Raw genomic sequence first — 22014 nt, 5'->3', positions numbered from 1 at the left:
CCTCACGGTTTGGCTGCAGGGGCAGGGGACTTGGCCAGGTACTCGCCCACTTGTTGCAGGGCGTTGTCGTCGATGAACGAGGCCGGGAATGCCGGCATGGCGCGAAAGCCATTGCGCACGATGGCGCTGATGTAGGCTGGCGGCAGTTGCCGGCCCTTGATCTGCGGGCCGACCTGGCCTTCGTGGCAGTGGCCGCAGACTTTGGCGTAGACGTCCTCGCCGCTTTTGAATGCACCGTCGCCACTGGCGGCGGCGCTGCCGGCAAGCAGGATCAGGGGCAGGGCAAGGCAGGCATTGACGGTCCGTCGCACAGCCGGGTGGTTGGGCAGTAGGGACATAGCGGACTCCTTATTGTTATGGGGTTGGGGCAAGGCAATCAGAATGGGTAGGCCCGTGGACGGTGCTGCACGGTGATCCAGTGGTCGGTGGTGAACTCCTCGATGGCCCAGTCGCCGTTGAAGCGCCCAAGCCCTGAGTTTTTCTCGCCACCGAACGGGGCGTTGGGCTCGTCGTTGACCGGGATGTCGTTGATATGGGTCATGCCGGCCTGGATCCGCTGGGCGAACTGCACGCCACGTTCGAGGCTGGCAGTGAACACCGCGCTCGACAGCCCGTACTCGCTGCGGTTGGCCAGTTCCAGGGCATGCTCGGCATCGCGTGCAGCCTGGATACCCACCAGCGGGCCGAAGATTTCTTCGTGGGCAATGTCCATGTCGGCGGTGACGTTGCCGAACACATGGGGGGGCAACACGTTGCCTTGGGCCAGGCCACCGGTCAGCAGTTGGGCGCCCTCAGCCTGGGCGGTGGCGATCTTGTCTTGCAGGCCGGCCAGTTGCCGTTCGTTGATGACCGGGCCGATCACCGTGCCGGGCAGGCTCGGGTCGCCACAGGGCAGGGCCTTGACCCGCTCGACGAAACGCTCGGTGAAGGCCGCCAGCAGCGGTTGCTCGACAATGATGCGGTTGACCGCCATGCAGATCTGCCCCTGGTGCAGGAACTTGCCCACCACGGCGGCATTGACCGCTTGCTCAAGGTCGGCATCGGCCAGCACCACGAACGGGCTATTGCCGCCCAGCTCAAGGGCCAGGTGCTTGAGGTGTTCGCCACCGCTGGCGATACGGCCGATGTTGCGGCCCACCTGGGTGGAGCCTGTGAAAGAAATGAACGCCGGCACCGGGTGCTCGACGAAGGCGTCACCGATCTCGGCACCGGCACCGACCACCACGTTCAGGGCACCTGCCGGTAACCCGGCTTCCTCGAAAATGCGCGCCAGCAGCAGGCCGCCAGTGACCGGCGTGTCGCTGGCCGGCTTGACCACCACGGTGTTGCCCAGGGCCAGGGCAGGGGCCAGGGAGCGGGCGGTCAGGTGCAGGGGGAAGTTCCACGGGCTGATCACCCCGATTACGCCCAGGGGCTTGCGGTACACGCGGCTTTCCTTGCCGGGAATGTTCGAGGCGACGATGCGCCCATGTACGCGGCTGGGCAGGCTGGCCGATTCGAGGATGATGGCGCGGGCGGCGCCCCATTCGATCTGGGCCTTGATCCGGGTGCTGCCGGACTCGCGGATGATCCAGTCGATGATCTCTTCGCGGCGCTCATCAAAAATGCGCGCCGCTGCCAGCATCACCTGGCTGCGGGCGGCGGGCGCCTGCACGGCCCACTCGGCCTGTACCTGCCGGGCGCCACGGTAGGCGGCGTCGAGGTCATCGCGGTTGGCCAGGGGAATGAGCAGCAAGGCCTGCTGGTTGAAAGGGTCGGTCACCGTCAGCGAGCGCTCGGCACTGCCGGCGCGCCACTGGCCGGCCAAGGGCTGCAGATGAAGGTTCTGGTAGGCAGGGCGGGAGGGTGTCATCGGCTTCTCTCTTTTGTTGTGACATTGCGATGAACAGCCCTTAACAACTATCGTGCCAGCTCGTGTTAATTGCTAAAAAACCAATAAAAACAGTGTGTTAAGTGTGTGATTGAACATTCATTAGCACGGCGGCAGTCGCTGGGGTGCGAAAATTTATGCAGAGAATCCGGCATTTGCAGAAAGCTCGGCAACGCGGGTGAAGGGGGAAGAATCTGTGCGGTTATCGGACGTTTACCCGCGTTGAAGGCGCCCCGCGACTGACTGCCGATTGACCCGGCCGGGGCGGGGGGCATACTGAAGGCCTTACCTTCTGCCTTGCACTTATTGCCTATGACTCCTACAACACCTGGCAAATCGGGTCGGCCCGTGGACGAAGCGTTTTTCAAGCAGCTGCTCGGCCGTCACAAGCGCCTGATCGTCGATCGCACCAATCAATTTGGCAGCACAGGCCTGCCTTCGGCTGAGCAACTGGCCGAGTCGGTGGCCTTTGCGCCCCAGGACGGCAGCATCTGGCTGTGCGGCCAGCGCATGATGCTGCTGCAAGGCTCGGCCTTTGGTGCCATTCGCCGCGAGCTGATCGACGCCCTGGGCCTGGACAAGGCCCGTGGCCTGCTCACCCGCATTGGCTGGCAAGCCGGAGCCCGCGATGCCGCCCAGGTCAGCGAGCAATGGCCCGAGGGCGATCACGCCAGCCTCTACAGCGCAGGCCCGCGGCTGCACATGCTCGAGGGCATGGTCAATGTCGAGGTAGTGCGCTTCGAGATCGATTCGAGCATTGGTCATTTCTATTCCGAGTTTCTCTGGCACAACTCCCTGGAGGTCGATGAGCACATCGCCGCCTACGGCCTGGGCGGGGAGCCGGCGTGCTGGATGGAGATCGGCTACGCCAGCGGCTATGCCTCCTCGTTGCTCGGACGCCTGGTAGTGTTTCGCGAGCACCAGTGCCGGGCCATGGGCCACGGCGCCTGCCGGATCGTCGGCAAGCCTGCCGAGCAGTGGGACGATATCGACATCGACCTGGCTTACCTGGACCCGGGGGACTTTCTCAGCCGCAGCGCCTATCACAGCGGTGTCGAAACACCGGTGGCGGAGCTTGAAGTGCCTGCCGACGGCAAGCCGCTGGTGGGGATCTCGGCAAGTTTCGTGGCGGCCAGCCAGTTGCTCCAACGGGTAGCGCCAACCCAGGCCACGGTGTTGCTTACCGGTGAGTCGGGAGTGGGCAAGGAGTTGTTCGCCCGTACCTTGCATCAGGCCAGCAGTCGTCAGCACATCCCGATGGTGGCGCTCAATTGCGCGACCCTGCCGGAGAACCTGGTGGAGGCCGAGTTGTTCGGGGTCGAGCGTGGTGCCTACACCGGGGCCGAACGTTCGCGGCCAGGGCGCTTTGAACGGGCCCACGGCGGCACGCTGTTCCTCGATGAAATCGGCACCTTGAGCCTGCATGCGCAAAGCAAGATCCTGCGCGCCCTGCAAGAAGGCGAGATCGAGCGCGTGGGCGGCAGTGCGCCGATCCAGGTGGATGTACGGGTGATTGCCGCCACCAACCTGGACCTGCGCCGTGAGGTGGAGGCGGGGCGCTTCCGCGAAGACCTGTTCTACCGTCTGAACGTGTTTCCCATTCACTTGCCGCCGTTGCGTGAGCGGCGCGAAGACATCCCGCTGCTGATGAGCTATTTCCTGCGCACCTTCAGCCAGCGTCATGGCCGCCAGTTGGCGGGCTTCAGCATGCGCCTGGTCAATGCGCTGCTGACCTACCGTTTTCCCGGCAACATTCGCGAATTGCAGAACCTGGTCGAGCGTGGCGTGATCGCGGCCAGTGACGGCGAAGTGATGGACGTGGTGCACCTGGCCGAAGCCGGTGCACCGTTGATGGAGGCAGCCATAGGCCTGACCACGGAAGGGCGCTTGGCCATGGGCAAGGTGCCGTCTGCGCCGATGCCGGCCTGCGAGGGCGACGCGGCGCAATCGGCCGATGGCGGGGCGCCGGAACTGGCCAGCCTGCAGGCGTTTTTCAGCGGCCAGCAGCGGGTGCTGGGTACGTCGCTGGAGGAGATCGAGCGGCGCCTGGTGCAACTGGCACTGGAGCGCTCCGGTGGCAATGTCACCGCCGCTGCGCAGATGCTCGGCATGAGCCGTGCCCAGGTCAGCTACCGGCTCAAGGGCAGCTGACCGGGCGCTGGGTCAGAGCGCAGTGGTGAACTTGAACCAGTAGGTCTGACCTTCGGCGCGGTTGCGCACCCCGGACTCATCCTGCCATTTGGCGCTGAACATCCAGCCCTGCTTGCTGCTGTACTGCACGGCAGGGCCGATGGAGAACGAGCGTCCGCGGTTGCCGCCGCTGGCATCGACCAGGGCGGCGGCGTCGCAGTCGCTGGCGCTGCATTTATCGTCGCTGATCTGCTGGTAGGCATGCCCGCCAACGCCCAGCACCCAACCATTGCCAAGGCCCCAGCCGAGGGTGTAGTCGGCGTGCAGCTCGCGCCCGGACTGATAGTTTGTGGCGCGGTTCTCGAAGTTGTAGTCGTGCATCAGGCGGATGTCGGCATTCAGGCCGTCGGGGTCCAGGTAGGTCATGGCCAGTACGGCTTGCACGGTGTAGTAATTGTTGCCCAGGTTGATCAGGTCGTCTTCGTCGTATTCGCTGGCGGTGGGCAGGACGAAATCGACGCCGGTCGCGATGTGCAATTTTTCGCTGGGGTGAAAACCGATCACCGGGCCCAGGTGAGCATCGCCGATGCCGCGCTTGTGGTCATGAGGGCCGTTCTTGACGTTCAGGCGCATATCGTTCAGCGGCAACAGGGCGTGAAAACCCAGGTCGCCGCCGAACACCTTCTGCTCGGTGACCCAGACGAAGCGAGGGGCGAGGGTTGTAACGCGCAGGTCGATGTCGGCGGCCTTGTCACCGCTGTTGTCGCGCAGAGTGTCGGCCAGGTAGTTGCCGGCGAACAGTTGGCCGTAGGTGCCTGGGGGCGGGAGGATGCCCATGCCGTAGATTTCGATGCCATTGGGCCAGGAGGAGATACCGCCTTCGGAAGCGTGGGCGTGCAAGGCGCAGGTGGTCAGGAGCAGGCCGGCGGTGAGGTGGCGGGGAGAGTGTTTGAGCATGAGAGGTCAGCCTTATTGTTATGTGTGATTCGCTCGGGACCCTCTCAAGATGTGTGCCAGGTTTAATTACTTTAAATATCAATAGGTTAGGTTTTTCAATGGGTTTTACTTGGCGGGATTTATTAAGAAAATTCAGCGGGGTGAATAAAAGTCTCGGCAGGCGCGGCGGTGCGAGGTCTCGACTTGCTCCGCGATAGCGGTGTGGCAGTCGGATTGCTATCGCGGGGCAAGCTCGCTCCTACCGTAGAATACCTGGTCACCCAGTATTGTAATTCCCTTGGCTTTGGCGCCCTTTGTGATGGGTTTGGGATCTGGCGGTGATGCCAAGCACTGTGCAGCCGCTGCCGTCAGGCTGCGATCGGGCGCGAAGCGGCCGCAATCTTTTCAATCCGATGAAGCGCGAGATAGGCGACTGCCTTGCAGTCGATCGCAGCCTCGTACCTCGGCAGCGGCTACTCCAAATCAGGCAATAGCACCTGGATTGTGCCGGTGGTACCTGCTGTGCGCGGGGCAAGCCCGCTCCTACAGTGCAGACTGGCGGAAGGCGTTGGGCGTCTGCCCGCACAGTCGCCTGAAGAATCGCGAGAAATAGGTGGGGTCGCTGAAGCCCAGGCTGTCGGAAAGCTGGCTGATGCTCATGTTGGTGTAGATCAGGTTGCGCCGTGCTTCGAGCAGCAGGCGCTGGTGGATGATTTGCAAAGCGGTCTGCCCGGCAAGCTCGCGACAGAGGATGTTCAGGTGCACGCTGGAGATACCCAGGCGGTGGGCGAAGTGCTCCACCGACAGGTGCTCGCGGTAATGCTGCTCCACCAATTTGATGTAGCGCCCCAGTAATTGCTGGTTGCGCTCGTCGCGGTTACCCGGGTGTGTGTTGTGCTGGCGTTGGCGGCTGATCCATACCATCAGGCTGGTAATCAGTGAGTGCAGCAGTAGATCGCGTGCCGGGGCGCTGCCTTCGTACTCCTGGTGCAACACATGGATCAAGGTGTGCAGGGCCTGGCGGTCGCGGCCCAGCGGGTAGCAGCCGATCGAAGCCAGGACGGTCAGGGGCGCGCCCAGTTGGGCCTCCAGTTGCGCCACCAGCGGGGCACCGAGGGTGAGTACGTAGCCATCGATGTCGGCGGAAAACTGAAAGCCATGTACGGTCATTGGCGGGATCACCTGGATCGCCGCCTCATGCACATCGCTGCGCTTGCCTTCGATCTCCAGCCGGGCGTGGCCGCGACGCACATACAGCAACTGGAACAGGTCGGCGTGACGGTGCGGTTTGATCTCCCAATGGTGCAGGCTGCTGCGCTTGGGGATGGATTCGCAGTGCAGCAGATCGGGAGTCGGCCAGGCCTGGTTTTCACCGTACAGCTTGAACACGGGGATTCTGGGAAGGCTGGATCTTGTCATTGTGGGCAACCTGCCGGGTAGCTTAGCGTTGTTCGATAATCGAACTGATTGTTCAAAAGTGCAATTAACCGGAGCAATATCACCTTTTCTGGCGGTTTTTGTCAGCAAAAATGCAGGGGTCAATAACAACAAAAGCTCCAAGGTGCTGCCCAGGCGGCGTGTGGAGCCCCCACGCGAGACAAGAACAATGAAGACTCAGGTAGCCATTATCGGTGCAGGCCCTTCCGGGTTGTTACTCGGCCAGTTGCTGCACAAGGCCGGTATCGACACCGTGATTCTCGAACGCCAGACCCCGGACTACGTGCTGGGCCGCATCCGTGCCGGGGTGCTCGAGCAGGGCACGGTCGATCTGCTGCGCGAAGCCGGTGTCTCCGAGCGCATGGACGCCGAAGGCCTGGTACACGACGGCGTCGAACTGCTGGTCGGCGGCAAGCGCATCCGCGTCGACCTCAAGGCTCTCACCGAAGGCAAGACGGTGATGGTCTACGGCCAGACCGAAGTCACCCGTGACCTGATGCAGGCCCGCGAAGCCTGCGGCGCACCGATCATCTATTCGGCCAACAACGTCCAACCCCATGAAATGAAGGGTGAGCAGCCCTACGTCACCTACGAGAAAGACGGCCAGACCCACCGCATCGATTGCGACTACATTGCCGGCTGCGACGGTTTCCACGGTGTCGCGCGCAAGAGCATTCCCGAGTCGGTGCTGACCCATTACGAGCGTGTCTATCCCTTCGGCTGGCTCGGCCTGCTGTCGGACACCCCGCCGGTCAATCATGAACTGATCTATGCCCATCACGACCGTGGCTTCGTGCTGTGCAGCCAGCGCTCGCTGACCCGCAGCCGCTACTACCTGCAAGTGCCGCTGACCGACCATGTCGATGACTGGTCCGATGAGCGCTTCTGGGATGAGCTCAAGGCGCGTTTGCCCGAGGAAGTCGGTGAGCGACTGGTTACCGGGCCGTCGTTGGAAAAAAGCATCGCGCCACTGCGCAGCTACGTGGTGGAGCCGATGCAGTACGGCAAGCTGTTCCTGGTGGGCGATGCCGCGCATATCGTTCCGCCTACCGGTGCCAAGGGCCTGAACCTGGCGGCCTCCGACGTGTGCTACCTGTACCGGATCCTGGTCAAGGTATATGGCGAGGGACGCACCGACTTGCTCGAAAAGTACTCGGAACTGGCCTTGCGCCGGGTGTGGAAGGGTGAGCGCTTCAGCTGGTTCATGACCAACCTGCTGCATGACTTTGGCGAGCACAAGGACGCCTGGGACCACAAGATGCAACAGGCCGACCGCGAGTACTTCTTCAACTCTCACGCCGGTCTGGTCAACATCGCCGAAAACTACGTGGGCCTGCCCTACGAAGCCATCGAGTAAGTGAAGGAGGGTGGATCATGGGTGTGTTCGACTGGAAGCACTGGGCGGTTCTGTTGGTGGTGGTGCTGTTGGTGTTCGGCAGTAAACGCTTGAAAACCCTGGGTGCCGACCTGGGCGAGTCGATCAAGGGCTTTCGCCGCTCGGTGAACAGCGACGAGGAGGCGACGCCGCCAGTGGCGGTGGAGCGCCAGCCTCGCCAGGACTAGCGCTCCAGGGGGTGGTGCCCGCCGATCAGGCGCGGGCGCCCGCCGCCAGCAGTATCTTTTCCATCGCCGTGTACCCGCGCTGGCGCGCATGGGCCAGCGGGGTCACGCCATCCTTGTCGGCAATGTTCACGTCGGCCCCGGCCTTGACCAGCAACTCGACGATCTCGACATGCCGGGCGCCGCCATCGCCGAGTACGATGGCCTCCATCAGCGCGGTCCAGTGCAGGCGGTTGATATGGTTCACATCGACGCCGGCCTCGATCAGCGTACGGACCGTCTCGACATGCCCGCGCTCGGCCGCCGGGATCAGTGCCGTGCCGCCGTAGCGGTTGGTGCTCTTGAGGTCGGCACCGTGGCTCAGGGTCAGTTGCAGGATCTGCTTGAGGCCACGGGCACCGGCGTACAGGTACGGGCTATCTTCGATGGTGTCCTTGGCATTGACGTCGGCGCCGGCTTCGATCAACACCTTGGCCGCCTCTATCTGGTTACCGTGGGTGGCGAGCAGCAGCGGGGTGCGGCCCTGTTTGTCGCGGGCCTCGATGTTGACGCCCTGGTCGAGCAGGTTTTTTACCTGTGTGGCATTGCCACGCTCGGCAGCTTCGCGCAGTTGGTTTTCGAGCACGCCACCTTCGGCGTTGGCCGTGAGCGAAGTGAGCATGGCCAGCAGCATGGCGAAGAAAATGTTGAGGTGTTCCAGGCGCATTCGGCGGCCTCCGTGTGTTGTTCTATGAATGGGCGCATGATAGAAATCGAGTCACCCATTTAGAAGTTAAATATTCGTATGAATATCAGTGTAAAACCGAATAGGTCCTTGTTCGACCTGGACTTGTTACGCGCTATTGTCGTGGTGGCGGACTGCGGCAGCTTTACAACAGCGGCGGCCCGGCTGCACTCCACTCAATCGACGGTGAGCCAGAAGGTCCGGCGCCTGGAAGACATGGTCGGCCACCGCTTGCTGGTGCGTGGTAACCGTGACGTGTTGCCCACGGATGCTGGCCAGACGCTACTGGGCTATGCCCGGCATATGCTCGCGCTGAACGACCAGATGCTCGAGGCGCTGGCGGGCGCCACGGTAGGGGTGACGGTGCGACTGGGAGTGCCCGAGGATTTTGTCGGCGGGCGCACTACCAATGCCTTGTCGGCGTTCAATCGCAAGTACCAGCAGATCAAGCTGGAGGTCACCAGTGGCCTGTGCCGTGACCTGAGCCAGAGCTACGACAACGGCGAACTCGACCTGGTACTGCTCAAACAGCGGCGCAACAGTCGTGAAGGCGTGGCCTGCTGGCCGGAAGAACTGCAATGGATTGACAGCGCCAGCATCCCTTCGATCGACCTGGACCCGATCCCGCTGGTGACCTTCCCGCCCCGTGGCCTTTACCGCGATGACATGATCAACGCCATCGAGAGCATGGGCAGGCGCTGGCGCATCAGCTTTACCAGCTCGAGCCTGAGCGGCATCCAGGCCGCAGTAGCCGATGGCATGGGCATCAGCCTGCTGCCCCCGCGTGCGGCCACTCGCGAGCATGTGGTGCTGGGGCAACAGAATGGGCTGCCGGAGATCGACAGTTATGAAATCGTCATCGTCCATCGGCCCACGGCCGACCCGATGGTCAAGGAACTGGCAGGGGTGTTGGCGGGGTTGCTTGAGGCGCATGAGGTTTGAGTTCGCCAAGGTCGGTGTGCTGTTCACGCACCCCCTGACGCTCGGCAACTGCCCGCAAGGTGCGCAGCGACACCATCGGTGCGTCGATCACGAACTGGTTGGCCAGCCATGACGGGATGTCGCCGGCAGGCTCGGCCTCCAACTGGTAGGTCACTTCGGTCAATTGGTCGCCTTTGGGCACCAGGATCCACTGGCCCTTGAGCTGGGTGACGCGAATCAGCCCCGGCACCTGTTCGGCTTTATCAGCCTCGGCGCTGAGTCGGCGGACCATCCCGCCGTCGTCGGTGCGCTCGGTTTGCACCCGGATCACTATGTCGCGGGGGCTGGCCGGCCAGGGCAGGTCGGTGGTCAGGTAGACCCAGGTGCTATCACCCTCGACCTCCAGCAGACGCATCGAAGCGCAGCCGTAGAGCCATTTGCACGCCACCCGCAGGTTTTCCTGCAGATCGCTCAGGGTTCGCACACTGGCCTTGATCAGCGCCACGCCGCGAAAGCGCTGGTAGTGCGAGCCTGCAACGTCATCCAGATACACCCGGATGCCATCTTCATCCCTGGCCAGATGCCAGGAATCGGCCTGGACGCTGCTGCAGAGCAGCAACGTCAGCAGCGCGCCGCACAAGAGGCTGGGTTTCATGTGGGCTCCACGGCGCTTGAATGACCGGTTGAAGCATAGGTCAGCCGGGTGTTTTTACCGCTGTGGTGGTGCTGGTTGCAGATTGGGTCTGAAAAGTTTGTAGGGTTTTTCCCTTTCCAAGCGGGCTGCGCGGAATGCCAATGCTGCCGTGCTAGGTTCCGGGCTCCATTTGCCCAAGGAATCTCCCCATGTCGGTCCATCGCATGAACATCAATGGCCGCGGTGCAGGGCAGCACGGCGACCAGACCACCAGCGGCGCCACCTGCTTGAGCAGCCAGTCTCATTCCACCCAGAGTGGCGTTCCCCATTTGCGCCTGGGGGATGCCACCACGCCGTGCCCGTTATGCGGCGTGTCCGGGGAAATCGCTGAAGGTGAAACGGGCTGGACGATTGATGGCCGACCCATGGCGGTGGATGAGGTGTTGATCCAGTGCGGTTGCCCGCCCGGCAGCAACCGCCTGGTTGCACCGTTGGTTGCAACGCGTGTTGCCAGTGCCCCGGCCCCAGCCAAGGTCGCCGAGCAGGTGGGGCACATCCGTACCGCGTTGCCATCGGGGCCAGCCTCGGGTTTTGCACCTGCAAGCCGCTCCATGCCCGTCATGACCGCCACCCCCGGCACGCTGGAGCCGGGCTTCTACATCGTCCCCCGCAGCATGTCCGGCCCGCAGGTACTGGCGCAGTTGGGCAACCCCTACCTGCCAGCTCGCCTGCAACGGCTCAACCCGACCTTCGCCCAGGGCTTCAAGGCGGGTGAACTGTTCATCCTCGGCGACCCGGACAACGGAACGGCGTGTACCCGCGAAGAAGCCCAGCTGATGGACGCCGCTGCGCAGGTGCGCGATGCGCTGGCGGGGCTTAGCGAGGAAGAGGCCAACTTCATGGCCGATTACCAAGGCGAGATTGCCGGGTTGCTGGGGAGCGCGAGCCTGTCGATGGGGGTCAGCACGGTGATGCTGGGTCAAGGACTGAGGCAGGTGGAAGGTACCTTGCGTGCGCTGGAGGAATTGCATCAACGCTCGTTCAGTCTCCACGGTCATTTGAACAGCCGGGATTTCTTTGCGGCGCGTCGTGAGTTGTACAAGACCCTTGATGCCCAGTTGAAGAGTGCCTTTCTCAACAAACAACTGAATCTGGGGAGCTATGAAATGTTGCGCCGTGACCTGGGCATTTCCACCCAAAGCGTGGTGCATCACTGGAGCCGTGCCGGTGGAGCGGGGCAGATTCCGGGGTATGCCACGCATTTGGAGCAGGTAGCGAAAACGGCGAAGTATCTTAAATATGGTGGTTATGTAGGTATTGCGTTGGGTGGTGGGGCGTCGGCACTCAAGGTGCAGGAAGTCTGCCGGGCCGGAGAGACGGAAGCGTGCAAAAAGGTGCGACTCATTGAAGCCGGGAGTTTTTCTGGTGGGTTGGGTGGTGCAACAGCTGGAGCGGCTATCGGTGGTTATGCCGCCTACTCGCTCTGTGGTGTCTTCACAGTATTTACCGGTGGAGTAGGCGGAGCTGTATGCGGAATTGTCCTGGTCGGCGGAGGAGGACTCGCAGGTGGGTTAGGCGGTGGGGCCGGTGGTGAGTGGTTTGGTGAGTTTGTTTATGAGCAGACTAAACCATGACCGACTTCTGGAGTTCCTGGTGGGCATTCGCTTTTATGATGACCCCTTTTGCTCTTTGCTTTTCAGGTGTGGCCTTGAGTATGTATATCGCTTTCGGTCGTGACTTTGATGTCATGCTTGCACGCTTTGAGGGCAGCAACTGGCTTAAACAACAGATACCGATCTGGGGGACGAGGCACATCCCGTCCCGGTTCTATTTGGTCAATACACTATGCGCCGCAATGCTACACCCGCCTTTTGGTATCAAAAGAGGATTGATCGATGCGGATGAGGTTCGGAAGTTTCCGAGGTACCTAAAGTGTCGAATGGTTGCCTCGGCATGGTTAACGATCATAGGCTTTGTATGGTTGATGTTGGCCGTCGGGCTGCTGAAACTCACCAAAGGCTGATTTCCTGGAGGTGTAGCCGCTGCCGTGAGGCTGCGATCGGGCGCGAAGCGGCCGCAGTTGTTCCATTACTGCAAATGCGACTGCTGTGCAGTCGATCGCAGCCTTGCGCTTCGGCAGCGGCTACTCCTTCGAAAACACAAAAAAGCCCGCCAGTAATGGCGGGCTTTTTATGCATCGAGCCTGGACTTAACGCTGTGGATTCAGCACCAGGTTCATGTGACGGTTCACATCTTTGTACAGCAGGTAGCGGAACGGGCCTGGGCCGCCGGAGTAGCAGGCTTGCGGGCAGAAGGCACGCAGCCACATGAAGTCACCGGCTTCAACTTCAACCCAGTCCTGGTTCAGGCGGTACACCGCTTTACCTTCCAGTACGTACAGGCCGTGTTCCATCACGTGGGTTTCAGCGAACGGAATAACGCCGCCCGGCTGGAAGGTCACGATGTTGACGTGCATGTCGTGGCGCATGTCGGCCATGTCGACGAAGCGAGTGGTGACCCACGCGCCGTCGGTGCCCGGCATCGGGATCGGCTCGATGTCTTTTTCGTTGGTCACGAACGCTTCTGGCAGCGCCAGGCCTTCAACCACCTGGTAGTGCTTGCGGATCCAGTGGAAGGTAACGTTCTTGCCGCTGGTGTTGCGCAGGCTCCAGTCGGCCGCCGGCGGAATGAAGGCGTAGCCGCCTTCTTTCAGGGTGTACGGCTTGCCTTGCAGGGTGATGTCGACTTCGCCTTCGACGACGAACAATACTGCTTCGGCGTTCTTGTCCAGCTCAGGACGCTCGCTGCCGCCTTCTGGCGCCAGTTCGACGATGTACTGCGAAAAGGTTTCCGAGAAGCCGGTCAGCGGGCGGGCGATGACCCACATGCGCATCTTGTCCCAGAAGGGCAGGTGGCTGGTGACGATGTCACGCATCACGCCTTTGGGGATCACGGCATAGGCTTCGGTGAACATGGCACGGTCTGTCAGCAGCTCGGTCTGAGCCGGGTGCCCACCGTGAGGGGCGTAGTAAGAAGATTTCGACATGGACAGTCTCGACTTGTTGTTGTGTCCCCGTGCCTGGCAGCGCAGGCCGGCGCTGCGTTGGGGATGCATTCACACGATATAGACAAGGCTGCACTATCCACAAATTAAATGTTGAAATACCCGGTATTTGATTGCTGAATGCCTATTGGGCGAATGAATACGTCGCAGGGGCGAGGGCCAGGGCAGGGAGCAATCCGTTACACTGGCGCCCTGCGCCTGGCCCGGTCCTGAGTCGCATTGCAGAGCAACAAGAACTGATATGAACAGCCATTTTGAGATAACAGCATGATCGAGGTCACCGAGGTTTCCATTGCCGAGTTGCGCGCAGCACTCGAATCTGGCCAGACAACGGCAGTAGAGTTGGTCCAGGCCTACCTTGCCCGGATCGACGCCTACGATGGCCCAGACACTGCCACTGCCCTGAACGCGGTAGTAGTACGCAACCCCGAGGCGCTCAACGAAGCCCGGGCCAGTGATGAGCGTCGTGCCAAGGGCCAGGCTCTGGGCCCGCTCGACGGCATCCCGTACACCGCCAAGGACAGCTACCTGGTCAAGGGCCTGACCGCAGCGTCCGGCAGCCCGGCCTTTGCCAACCTGATTGCCTATCGCGATGCTTTTACCATCGAACGCCTGCGCGCCGGCGGAGCCATCTGCCTGGGCAAGACCAACATGCCGCCGATGGCCAATGGCGGCATGCAGCGGGGCGTTTATGGCCGGGCAGAGAGCCCCTATAACGCCGACTACCTCACCGCGCCCTTTGCCTCGGGTTCATCCAATGGCGCTGGCACGGCCACGGCGGCCAGCTTTGCCGCCTTCGGCCTGGCGGAGGAGACCTGGTCGAGCGGACGAGGCCCGGCCTCCAACAATGGCCTGTGTGCCTATACGCCTTCGCGCGGGGTGATCTCGGTGCGTGGCAACTGGCCGCTGACGCCGACGATGGACGTGGTGGTGCCGTTTGCCCGCACCATGAGCGACCTGCTGGAAGTCCTCGACATCGTCGTGGCCCACGACCCTGACACCCGTGGTGACCTGTGGCGCCTGCAACCCTGGGTGCCGATTCCGAGTGTCGACTCGGTGCGTCCGGTCTCCTACCTGGAGCTGGCCGCAGGCGCCGAGTCGCTGGCGGGCAAGCGCCTGGGCATTCCAAAGATGTACATCAATGCCGACCCTGAAGCCGGAACGTCCGAGGCGCCAGGTATCGGTGGCCCGACTGGCCAGCGCATCCATACCCGCCCTTCGGTGATAGAGCTCTGGGTGCAGGCGCGCAAGGCACTTGAGGCTGCTGGAGCCGAAGTGATCGAAGTGGACTTCCCGCTGGTGTCCAACTGTGAGGGTGACCGTCCGGGCGCACCGACGGTGTTCAACCGCGGCCTGGTGTCCAAAGAGTTCCTCCACCATGAACTGTGGGACCTGACCGCCTGGGCGTTCGACGACTTCCTTCAGGCCAATGGCGATCCCAAGCTCAACCGCCTGGTGGATGTCGACGGCCCGCTGATTTTCCCTCACGACCCGGGCACGCTGCCCAATCGTGAAGGTGACCTGGCCGCCGGCATGGACGAATACGTGAAGATGGCTGAACGTGGGATTGCCCCGTGGGACCAGATCAGCACCGTGCCCGATGGCCTGCGCGGGCTGGAGAAGACGCGTCAGATCGACCTGGAAGACTGGATGGACCAGTTGGGCCTGGACGCGGTGCTGTTCCCGACCGTTGCCGATGTGGGCCCGGCCGATGCCGACGTCAACCCGGCATCGGCCGATATTGCCTGGAGCAATGGTGTGTGGGTGGCCAACGGCAACCTCGCCATCCGCCACCTGGGCGTGCCGACCGTCACCGTGCCGATGGGGGTGATGGCGGACATCGGCATGCCGGTGGGGCTGACCTTTGCCGGGCGTGCCTACGAAGATTCGACCTTGCTGCGCCTGGCGTCGGCCTTCGAGTCGACTGGCAGCAAGCGGATGATCCCGCCACGTACACCGGCCTTGTAGGCGCGGGAACGTTGTATGGATTTTGCCTCTCAAGGCTATGCCGTGATCGACGGGCTGCTGGATGACAGCAGCCTGACTGCAGCGCGGGCGTTGGTCGATCGGGTGGTGCGTCAGCATCGCGCTGGCGCTGCAGCACCTCTGGCATGCGGCATAAGCATTACCGATGTCACCCGCCAGCATCCCCGGCGCAATCCGGATATTGACCCACAGCAATGGGCCAATGAGCCGTTCATCATTGGCGATCTCATTGCGCTGGATAGTCGTTTTGCGGCCGTGTTCTGCAGCGAGGCCCTCTGGCAATGTGCAGCCGCGTTGCTTGCGTGCACGCCGGACGAAGTGGTTTTTCACTTCTGCAATCTGACCCGCAAACCCAACGGCATTGGCCCGGCTGTAGGGTGGCATCGGGACGCGAGCAATCAGTATTTCGCGAGCGAAGACAACCGGACCATGCGGCTGTTGCTGCCGCTTCAGGGCATGAGCGCAGCCAACGGCGCAACGGCGGTGGTGCCGGCTTCTCATCTTGATCCAGGTGCGGACATCGACACGGCGTTGATTCCCGATGTGCCAGCCGGTGCAGGGCTTGCACTGCATGCAGCCGTACTGCACGGAGGCTCGCCCAATCGCAGCGCGCTGGAACGGGACGTTATCGTGATTCAGTTTGGTGTGCGTGGCTCGACGCTTCGCCACCATGCCGATGAGACGCTGGCGCTGGCGGGGCGAGAGACATTTCTGGCGTTCTGCCGGTAGGAACTGCTGACTTGAACCACGACCGCTGCGCGGTCGACGCAGGCTGTCGCCAGCGGCTACACCGGCAATCTGTAGCCGCTGCCCGGGGACCAGGTTGCGATCGACTGCGCAGCAGTCGCCAGGTGGAGCGGCGGTGTGGTCTTCCAGTGGCATCGCTATCGCGGGGCAAGCTCGCTCCCAGACAGCAAAATGCGCCCATCAGGGCGCATTTTGTTTTTACCGGAACTCAATACAACTCAGTTCCAGGGACGATCACCGTTCTCGTCTTTGACGCGGGTCGGCAGGCCCATCACGTCCAGCGCCTTGAGGAACGGCTCGGCCGGCAGCTCCTCGACGTTGACCATGCGCTGTACATCCCACTCGCCACGGGCGACCAGCAGGGCAGCCGCCACCGGTGGCACGCCTGCGGTGTAGGAGATGCCCTGGCTGTCGGTTTCGGCGTAGGCTTCTTCGTGGTCGGCCACGTTGTAGATGAAGACCTCACGTGGCTGGCCATCCTTGATGCCTTTGACCAGGTCGCCGATGCAGGTCTTGCCGGTGTAGCCCGGTGCCAGCGAGGCAGGGTCGGGCAGCACGGCCTTGACCACTTTGAGCGGCACCACTTCCAGGCCTTCGGCTGTCTTGACCGGTTGCTCGGAGAGCAGGCCAAGGTTCTTCAGCACCGTGAAGACGTTGATGTAGTGTTCGCCAAAGCTCATCCAGAAACGCACGTTCGGCACGTCGAGGTTCTTCGACAGCGAATGCACTTCGTCGTGGCCGGTCAGGTACAGGTTTTGCGAGCCTACAACCGGCAGGTCGTCGGTACGCTTGACCTCGAACATGGTGTTGCTGGTCCACTGGCTGTTCTGCCAGCTCCACACCTGTCCGGTGAACTCGCGGAAGTTGATTTCCGGGTCGAAGTTGGTGGCGAAATACTTGCCATGAGAGCCCGCATTGACATCGAGAATGTCGATCGAATCAATGCGGTCGAAATACTGTTGTTTGGCCAGGGCCGCATAGGCGTTGACGACGCCCGGGTCGAAACCCACGCCCAGGATGGCGGTAACGTTCTTTTGTTGGCATTCCTCGAGGTGTTTCCACTCGTAGTTGCCATACCAGGGCGGCGTCTCGCAAATCTTGCCCGGTTCTTCGTGAATGGCGGTGTCCAGGTAGGCCACGCCGGTATCGATGCAGGCACGCAGCACCGACATGTTGAGGAAGGCGGAACCGACGTTGATGACGATCTGCGATTCAGTTTCGCGGATCAGCGCCTTGGTCGCCTCGACATCCAGGGCGTTCAGCGAGAAGGCCTTGATGTCGGCGGGCTGCTTGAGGCTGCCCTTGGCCTTGACGCTGTCGATGATGGCCTGGCATTTGGAGATGTTGCGCGACGCGATAGCAATACGACCGAGTTCGTCGTTGTGCTGCGCGCACTTGTGGGCCACCACCTTGGCGACACCTCCTGCACCAATGATAAGAACGTTCTTCTTCAATTTCTCTATCTCTCCTTTCTGTCCGCTTACGAGAGGCTGGACAGGTAGTCTTCGAACCCAAATTCACGAACCACCTCGACTGTACCGTCGAGTTGTTTCACTACGATGGACGGCATTTTCAGGCCGTTGAACCAGTTTTTCTTGACCATGGTGTAGCCCGCTGCGTCAACAAACGACAGCCGATCGCCGATGGCCAGCGGACGATCAAATGGGTACTCGCCGAAAATATCGCCGGCAAGGCAGGACTTGCCGCACACCATGTAGGTGTGTTCGCCCGCGCTTGGCGCCAGTTTGGCGTTGAGGCGATAGATCAGCAGGTCGAGCATGTGTGCCTCGATGGAGCTGTCGACCACGGCCAGGTGCTTGCCGTTGTAGAGGGTGTCGAGCACGGTGACTTCCAGCGAGGCGCTCTGGGTGATGGCTGCTTCGCCCGGCTCCAGGTAGACCTGTACGCCGTATTTTTCCGAGAAGGCCTTGAGGCGCGCGCAGAAGGCGTCCAGCGCATAGTCTTCACCGGTGAAGTGGATACCGCCACCCAGGCTGACCCACTCGACCTTGTGCAGCAGGTGGCCGAAACGTTCCTCGATGGTGCACAGCATCTGGTCGAACAGGCCGAAGTCGCCGTTCTCGCAGTTGTTGTGGAACATGAAGCCGGAGATCTGTTCGATGACCTGCTCGACCTTGACCGGGTCCCATTCGCCCAGGCGGCTGAACGGGCGGGCCGGGTCGGCCAGCAGATAGTCGGAGCTGCTGACTTGCGGGTTGACCCGCAGGCCGCGGACCTTGCCTTCAGACTGTTCGGCAAAACGCTGCAGCTGGCCGATGGAGTTGAAGATGATCTTGTCGCAGTTCTCGAGCATCTCTTCGATTTCGTCGTCGGCCCAGGCCACGCTGTAGGCGTGGGCTTCACCCGCGAATTTCTGGCGGCCGAGCTTGAGCTCGTAGAGCGACGAGGAGGTGGTGCCGTCCATGTACTGTTCCATCAGGTCGAATACCGACCAGGTGGCGAAGCACTTGAGGGCCAGCAGGGCCTTGGCCCCGGACTGCTCGCGCACGTAGGCGATCTTCTCCATGTTGCGCAGCAGCTTGGTTTTGTCGATGAGGTAGTACGGCGTTTTGATCATTTCGAGGCCTCCGGCAAGGCCGGCCAAAAAAAGGACACGCATTGTGCCTTCACTTGGCCTGAATCGAAAGGTCAGAGAGCGGATTTCGTCTGGTTCGGGGCCGGTGCAAGAGCAAGAGCACAAATCGTTGTGCTCTTGCTGGCCTACGGCGAACCTGTGGGCGTGGCGGTGCGACGTCTCGCCCCGCGATGATTCAGTGCGAATGCCGCGGCATGCCACCTTCGCGGGCGATGATGTTCATGTGCAGGGTCGCAGGCTCCAGGCAACCACCGGTAGACAGTTGCCCCACCAATTGCCGGTACAGCTCTTGCCACGGCGTCTGCGAAGGCTTGATGTTCGGCTGCCAGGCCGCACGTCGGCGGGCGACTTCTTCTTCGTCCACCAGCAGGTCGACGCGGCGGGCGTTGAGGTCGACGCGCAGCCGGTCGTTGGTCTGCAACAATGCCAGGCCTCCCCCCACCGCCGCCTCTGGTGACATGTTGAGGATCGACGGGCTGGCAGAGGTGCCGCTCTGGCGGCCGTCACCCAGGCACGGCAACGAGTCGATGCCGCGTTTGATCAGCGCCGCCGGTGGCGCCATATTCACCACTTCAGCGCTGCCGGGGTAGCCGACGGTACCGGCGCCGCGAATGACCAGGATGCAACGTTCATCGATATCCAGGGCCGGATCGTCGATCCGTGCGTGGTAGTCCTCCGGCCCTTCGAAGACGATGGCCCGTGCCTCGAAGCTGTTCTCGGCGCCAGGCTCCGAGAGGTAGGTCTTGCGAAACGCATCGCCCACCACCGACATCTTCATGATCGCGCTGTCGAAAAAGTTGCCGCTCAGGACGATGAAGCCGGCACGGTGCTTGAGCGGCGCCTCGAACGGCAGGATCACCTCGGCATTGCTGGTGACAGTGTCGCGCACCACTTCACCGATGGTCTTGCCGCTGACCGTGGCGCAGTGGTCGTGCAGTTGCCCGGCCTTTTGCAGCTCATGCATCACCGCAGGCACTCCACCTGCGCGGTGGAAGCCTTCGCCCAGGTATTTGCCGGCCGGCATGCAGTTGACCAGCAGCGGTACGTTTTCACCGACCCGCTGCCAGTCATCCAGCGACAGTTCGATACCCATGTGTCTAGCGATGGCGATCAGGTGCGGCGGGCAGTTGCTCGAAGCGCCCAGGGCCGAGGCCACGGCGATGGCGTTCTCGAAGCTGTTGCGGGTCATGATGTGCGAGGGGCGGACATCCTGCAGCACCAGCTCGCAGATACGCTTGCCGGTGGCATAGGCCATCTGCCCGCGCTCGCGGTAAGGCGCAGGAATACTGGCGCAGCCTGGCAGGGACATGCCCAGGGCCTCGGCCAGGGCGTTCATCGACAGCGCCGTGCCCATGGTGTTGCAGTGGCCTACCGACGGCGATGCCGCGGTGGTCATCTCCATGAACCCTTCGTAGTCGATTTCACCCGCCGCCAGCAGGTTGCGGGCATGCCACAGCACGGTGCCGGAGCCGATTAATTGGCCCTTGTGATGACCGTCGAGCATCGGCCCGCCAGACAGCACGATGGCCGGCAGGTCGGTGGTGGCAGCGGCCATCAGGCAAGCAGGGGTGGTTTTGTCGCAGCCGGTGGTCAGCACTACGCCGTCCAGCGGGTAGCCGTGGAGAATCTCCACCAGGCCCAGGTACGCCAGGTTGCGGTCCAGGGCCGCGGTGGGGCGGCGGCTCTGTTCGGCGATGGGATGGACCGGGAACTCCATGGGAATGCCGCCGGCATCGCGGATCCCGGCCTTGACCCGTTGGGCCAGTTCGATGTGGTGGCGGTTGCACGGGGTCAGGTCGCTGCCGGTCTGGGCAATACCGATGATCGGACGGCCGGACTGCAGTTCGTCACGGGTCAGGCCGTAGTTCATGTAGCGCTCCACATACAGGGCGGTCATGTCGGCGTGGCTCGGGTCGTCGAACCATTGTTGGCTGCGCAGGTGGCGTTTGGGCGTATGGCTCATGGGGTATCTCTCTTGTAATTGAAGGACGCAGCTTCAGCGCTGCCAGGCCGGGGTACGGGCGCATTGCGCAAGGGTGGCGCCACGGCCAACGGCGTCATTGAGGTCGGTCAGGTCACGGCCACGGGTTTCGGTCGACAGCAGGGTGCCCAGCAGGGTCAGGCAGGCTAGCACCATTGTGTACAGCGCCAGTACCCAGTAGGCGCCTCCGGCGAGCCCGACCAGGAAAATCCCCAGGATCGGCGCCAGGCCACCGGAGAGCATGGCGCCGACTTCCCGCGCCAGGGCCACACCGGAGTAGCGATAGCGGTTGCCGAACAGTTCGGTGAAGTGCGCGCACTGGGCCCCGAGCATGCTGTTGGCACCGAAGGCAAAGCCACCGACCACGGCGATACACACCAGCAGCGGCTCGCCGCTGTCGATCATCCACCACGACGGGAATGCCCACAACGCGCAGAACAACGCACCCCCGCGGTACACCGCCAGGCGCCCGAAACGGTCCGACAGGGCGCCGAACAGCGGCGTGGTGAGCACACTCAGGATGCTCGCCGCCAACACCGCATTGGTACCGATACTGGTGAGGTTGCCCCCGCCGTTGCTCAGATGGCTGCTGGCGAAGCCGGTGAGGAAGGCGATGGACACCGTGGCATAGAGCGTCGAGCAACCGGTTTCAGCCATGCGCATCAGGGTGGTGGCGGCCAGCGGGCGACGGGCGTTGCGCAGTACTTCGCGCATGGGTGATTCGATTACGTGCTGGCTCTGGCTGAGCTGCTGGAACACCGGGCTCTCCTTGAGCTTGAGGCGTATCCACACAGCCATGCCGATCAGCACCACGCTGGCCAGGAAAGGCAGGCGCCAGCCCCAGTCCAGTAGCTGCTCGCGGGTCAGCGAGGCATCCAGCACCCGGAAGGTGATGGTCGCCAGGGCCAGGCCGCTGAACACCCCGATGAAGGGCAGGGCGGCATAGAAACCACGACGCTTGCGCGGGGCCAGTTCGGCCATCAGGGTGGCGGCACCGGTTTGTTCGGCGCCGGCGCCAAAGCCCTGCAGCAGGCGCAGCAGCACCAGCAGCACGGCACCGACGGGGCCGGTTGGCAGCAGGCCGATCAGGGTGGTGGCGGTGCCCATCAGGGCGATGGTCAGCAGCAGTACCAGCTTGCGCCCCTTGCGGTCACCCAGCGAGCCGAAGAACAAGCCGCCGAACGGTCGTGCCAGAAAACCTGCGCCATAGGTGGCGAAGCTTGCCAGCAGCGCGCCGGTGGTACCCAGCGACGGGAAGAAGATGTGCCCGAAGACCAGCGCCGAAGCCAGCCCGTAGATGGCGAAGTCGTAGTACTCCAGGGCACTGCCAATGGCGCCGGTGTAGATCGCCCGGCGCAGTTGGCGCGGATCGGGCGTGGGGGAGACCTTGGCCTCGGTAGTCATATCAAGCCTCGCTTTTATTGTTAT

18 protein-coding genes and 1 pseudogene are annotated in these 22014 nt (G+C 62.5%); 8 read left to right on the top strand and 11 right to left on the bottom strand.

Annotated features, from left to right (window positions below; genetic code table 11):
- Positions 1 to 2: 2 nt before the first annotated feature.
- Together ABVN19_RS12100 and pchA are read right to left on the bottom strand one after the other, a co-directional pair.
- Positions 3 to 338, bottom strand: coding sequence for a cytochrome c (locus tag ABVN19_RS12100; protein ID WP_028944809.1), 336 nt, complete (start codon positions 336 to 338; stop codon positions 3 to 5).
- A gap of 38 nt (positions 339 to 376) precedes the next feature.
- The gene (gene pchA, locus ABVN19_RS12095) at positions 377 to 1852 is read right to left on the bottom strand and encodes a 4-hydroxybenzaldehyde dehydrogenase (RefSeq protein ID WP_105642822.1); all 1476 of its coding nucleotides are present in this window, start codon (positions 1850 to 1852) and stop codon (positions 377 to 379) included.
- 330 nt (positions 1853 to 2182) lie between these two features.
- Between pchA and ABVN19_RS12090 the strand changes: the two genes are divergently transcribed.
- The gene (locus ABVN19_RS12090; RefSeq protein ID WP_028944811.1) at positions 2183 to 4021 is read left to right on the top strand and encodes a sigma-54-dependent Fis family transcriptional regulator; all 1839 of its coding nucleotides are present in this window, start codon (positions 2183 to 2185) and stop codon (positions 4019 to 4021) included.
- Between the two features lie 12 nt (positions 4022 to 4033).
- Here ABVN19_RS12090 and ABVN19_RS12085 read toward each other — a convergent pair whose 3' ends face one another.
- Together ABVN19_RS12085 and ABVN19_RS12080 are read right to left on the bottom strand one after the other, a co-directional pair.
- A complete protein-coding gene (locus ABVN19_RS12085; RefSeq protein WP_105642821.1) occupies positions 4034 to 4957 on the bottom strand; it encodes a transporter in 924 nt (307 codons plus the stop codon).
- A gap of 522 nt (positions 4958 to 5479) precedes the next feature.
- A complete protein-coding gene (locus ABVN19_RS12080) occupies positions 5480 to 6355 on the bottom strand; it encodes a helix-turn-helix domain-containing protein (RefSeq protein WP_028944813.1) in 876 nt (291 codons plus the stop codon).
- A gap of 187 nt (positions 6356 to 6542) precedes the next feature.
- Between ABVN19_RS12080 and pobA the strand changes: the two genes are divergently transcribed.
- A complete protein-coding gene (pobA, locus tag ABVN19_RS12075; RefSeq protein WP_028944814.1) occupies positions 6543 to 7730 on the top strand; it encodes a 4-hydroxybenzoate 3-monooxygenase in 1188 nt (395 codons plus the stop codon).
- A 17-nt stretch (positions 7731 to 7747) separates the two neighbouring features.
- Positions 7748 to 7891 (top strand): annotated as a pseudogene (gene tatA / locus ABVN19_RS12070) (twin-arginine translocase TatA/TatE family subunit); the annotation flags it as partial.
- Between the two features lie 70 nt (positions 7892 to 7961).
- Here tatA and ABVN19_RS12065 read toward each other — a convergent pair.
- Complete coding sequence (locus tag ABVN19_RS12065) at positions 7962 to 8594, bottom strand: ankyrin repeat domain-containing protein (protein WP_256585952.1); 633 nt, start codon at positions 8592 to 8594, stop codon at positions 7962 to 7964.
- Positions 8595 to 8717: 123 nt separating this feature from the next.
- Here ABVN19_RS12065 and ABVN19_RS12060 point away from each other — a divergent pair, with 123 nt between their 5' ends.
- Positions 8718 to 9599 (top strand): LysR family transcriptional regulator, encoded by an 882-nt coding sequence (locus ABVN19_RS12060; protein ID WP_028944816.1) that lies wholly within the window; start codon positions 8718 to 8720, stop codon positions 9597 to 9599.
- Here ABVN19_RS12060 and ABVN19_RS12055 read toward each other — a convergent pair.
- On the bottom strand, positions 9547 to 10233 hold the full coding sequence (locus ABVN19_RS12055) for an START domain-containing protein (RefSeq protein ID WP_084167995.1): 687 nt from the start codon (positions 10231 to 10233) through the stop codon (positions 9547 to 9549). The two genes, ABVN19_RS12060 and ABVN19_RS12055, sit on opposite strands and share 53 nt — an antisense overlap.
- 188 nt (positions 10234 to 10421) lie before the next feature.
- Here ABVN19_RS12055 and ABVN19_RS12050 point away from each other — a divergent pair, with 188 nt between their 5' ends.
- Both ABVN19_RS12050 and ABVN19_RS12045 read left to right on the top strand, forming a co-directional pair.
- Positions 10422 to 11846, top strand: coding sequence for a PAAR domain-containing protein (locus ABVN19_RS12050; RefSeq protein WP_264653036.1), 1425 nt, complete (start codon positions 10422 to 10424; stop codon positions 11844 to 11846).
- A complete protein-coding gene (locus ABVN19_RS12045; RefSeq protein WP_028944846.1) occupies positions 11843 to 12235 on the top strand; it encodes a hypothetical protein in 393 nt (130 codons plus the stop codon). Before ABVN19_RS12050 ends, ABVN19_RS12045 begins: the two co-directional genes overlap by 4 nt.
- A 186-nt stretch (positions 12236 to 12421) precedes the next feature.
- Here the strand turns inward: ABVN19_RS12045 and ABVN19_RS12040 are convergent, their stop codons facing one another.
- Positions 12422 to 13258 (bottom strand): bifunctional allantoicase/(S)-ureidoglycine aminohydrolase, encoded by an 837-nt coding sequence (locus ABVN19_RS12040; protein WP_028944847.1) that lies wholly within the window; start codon positions 13256 to 13258, stop codon positions 12422 to 12424.
- A 285-nt stretch (positions 13259 to 13543) separates the two neighbouring features.
- On the opposite strand from ABVN19_RS12040, the gene ABVN19_RS12035 reads away from it, so the two are divergent.
- Entirely contained in the window at positions 13544 to 15244 is a 1701-nt protein-coding gene (locus ABVN19_RS12035) for an amidase (RefSeq protein ID WP_105642808.1), read from the top strand.
- Positions 15245 to 15259: 15 nt separating this feature from the next.
- Positions 15260 to 15991: a phytanoyl-CoA dioxygenase family protein gene (locus ABVN19_RS12030; RefSeq protein ID WP_028944849.1), complete on the top strand. Its 732-nt coding sequence runs from the start codon at positions 15260 to 15262 to the stop codon at positions 15989 to 15991.
- Between the two features lie 236 nt (positions 15992 to 16227).
- On the opposite strand, the gene ABVN19_RS12025 is transcribed toward ABVN19_RS12030, so the two are convergent.
- From ABVN19_RS12025 to ABVN19_RS12010, 4 genes are all read right to left on the bottom strand, one after another.
- Positions 16228 to 17463 carry a saccharopine dehydrogenase family protein gene (locus ABVN19_RS12025; protein WP_028944850.1) on the bottom strand — a complete coding sequence of 412 codons (1236 nt, stop codon included), beginning with the start codon at positions 17461 to 17463 and terminating at the stop codon, positions 16228 to 16230.
- A gap of 26 nt (positions 17464 to 17489) precedes the next feature.
- Positions 17490 to 18587 (bottom strand): carboxynorspermidine decarboxylase, encoded by a 1098-nt coding sequence (locus ABVN19_RS12020; protein WP_028944851.1) that lies wholly within the window; start codon positions 18585 to 18587, stop codon positions 17490 to 17492.
- Positions 18588 to 18780: 193 nt separating this feature from the next.
- On the bottom strand, positions 18781 to 20568 hold the full coding sequence (locus tag ABVN19_RS12015) for an IlvD/Edd family dehydratase (protein ID WP_105642809.1): 1788 nt from the start codon (positions 20566 to 20568) through the stop codon (positions 18781 to 18783).
- Positions 20569 to 20601: 33 nt separating this feature from the next.
- The gene (locus ABVN19_RS12010; RefSeq protein ID WP_051270613.1) at positions 20602 to 21990 is read right to left on the bottom strand and encodes an MFS transporter; all 1389 of its coding nucleotides are present in this window, start codon (positions 21988 to 21990) and stop codon (positions 20602 to 20604) included.
- Positions 21991 to 22014: the final 24 nt, after the last annotated feature.

Source organism: Pseudomonas vranovensis (genome assembly GCF_040438935.1).
Classification (GTDB): domain Bacteria; phylum Pseudomonadota; class Gammaproteobacteria; order Pseudomonadales; family Pseudomonadaceae; genus Aquipseudomonas; species Aquipseudomonas vranovensis.
This window is presented reverse-complemented; position numbering and strand designations above follow the sequence as displayed.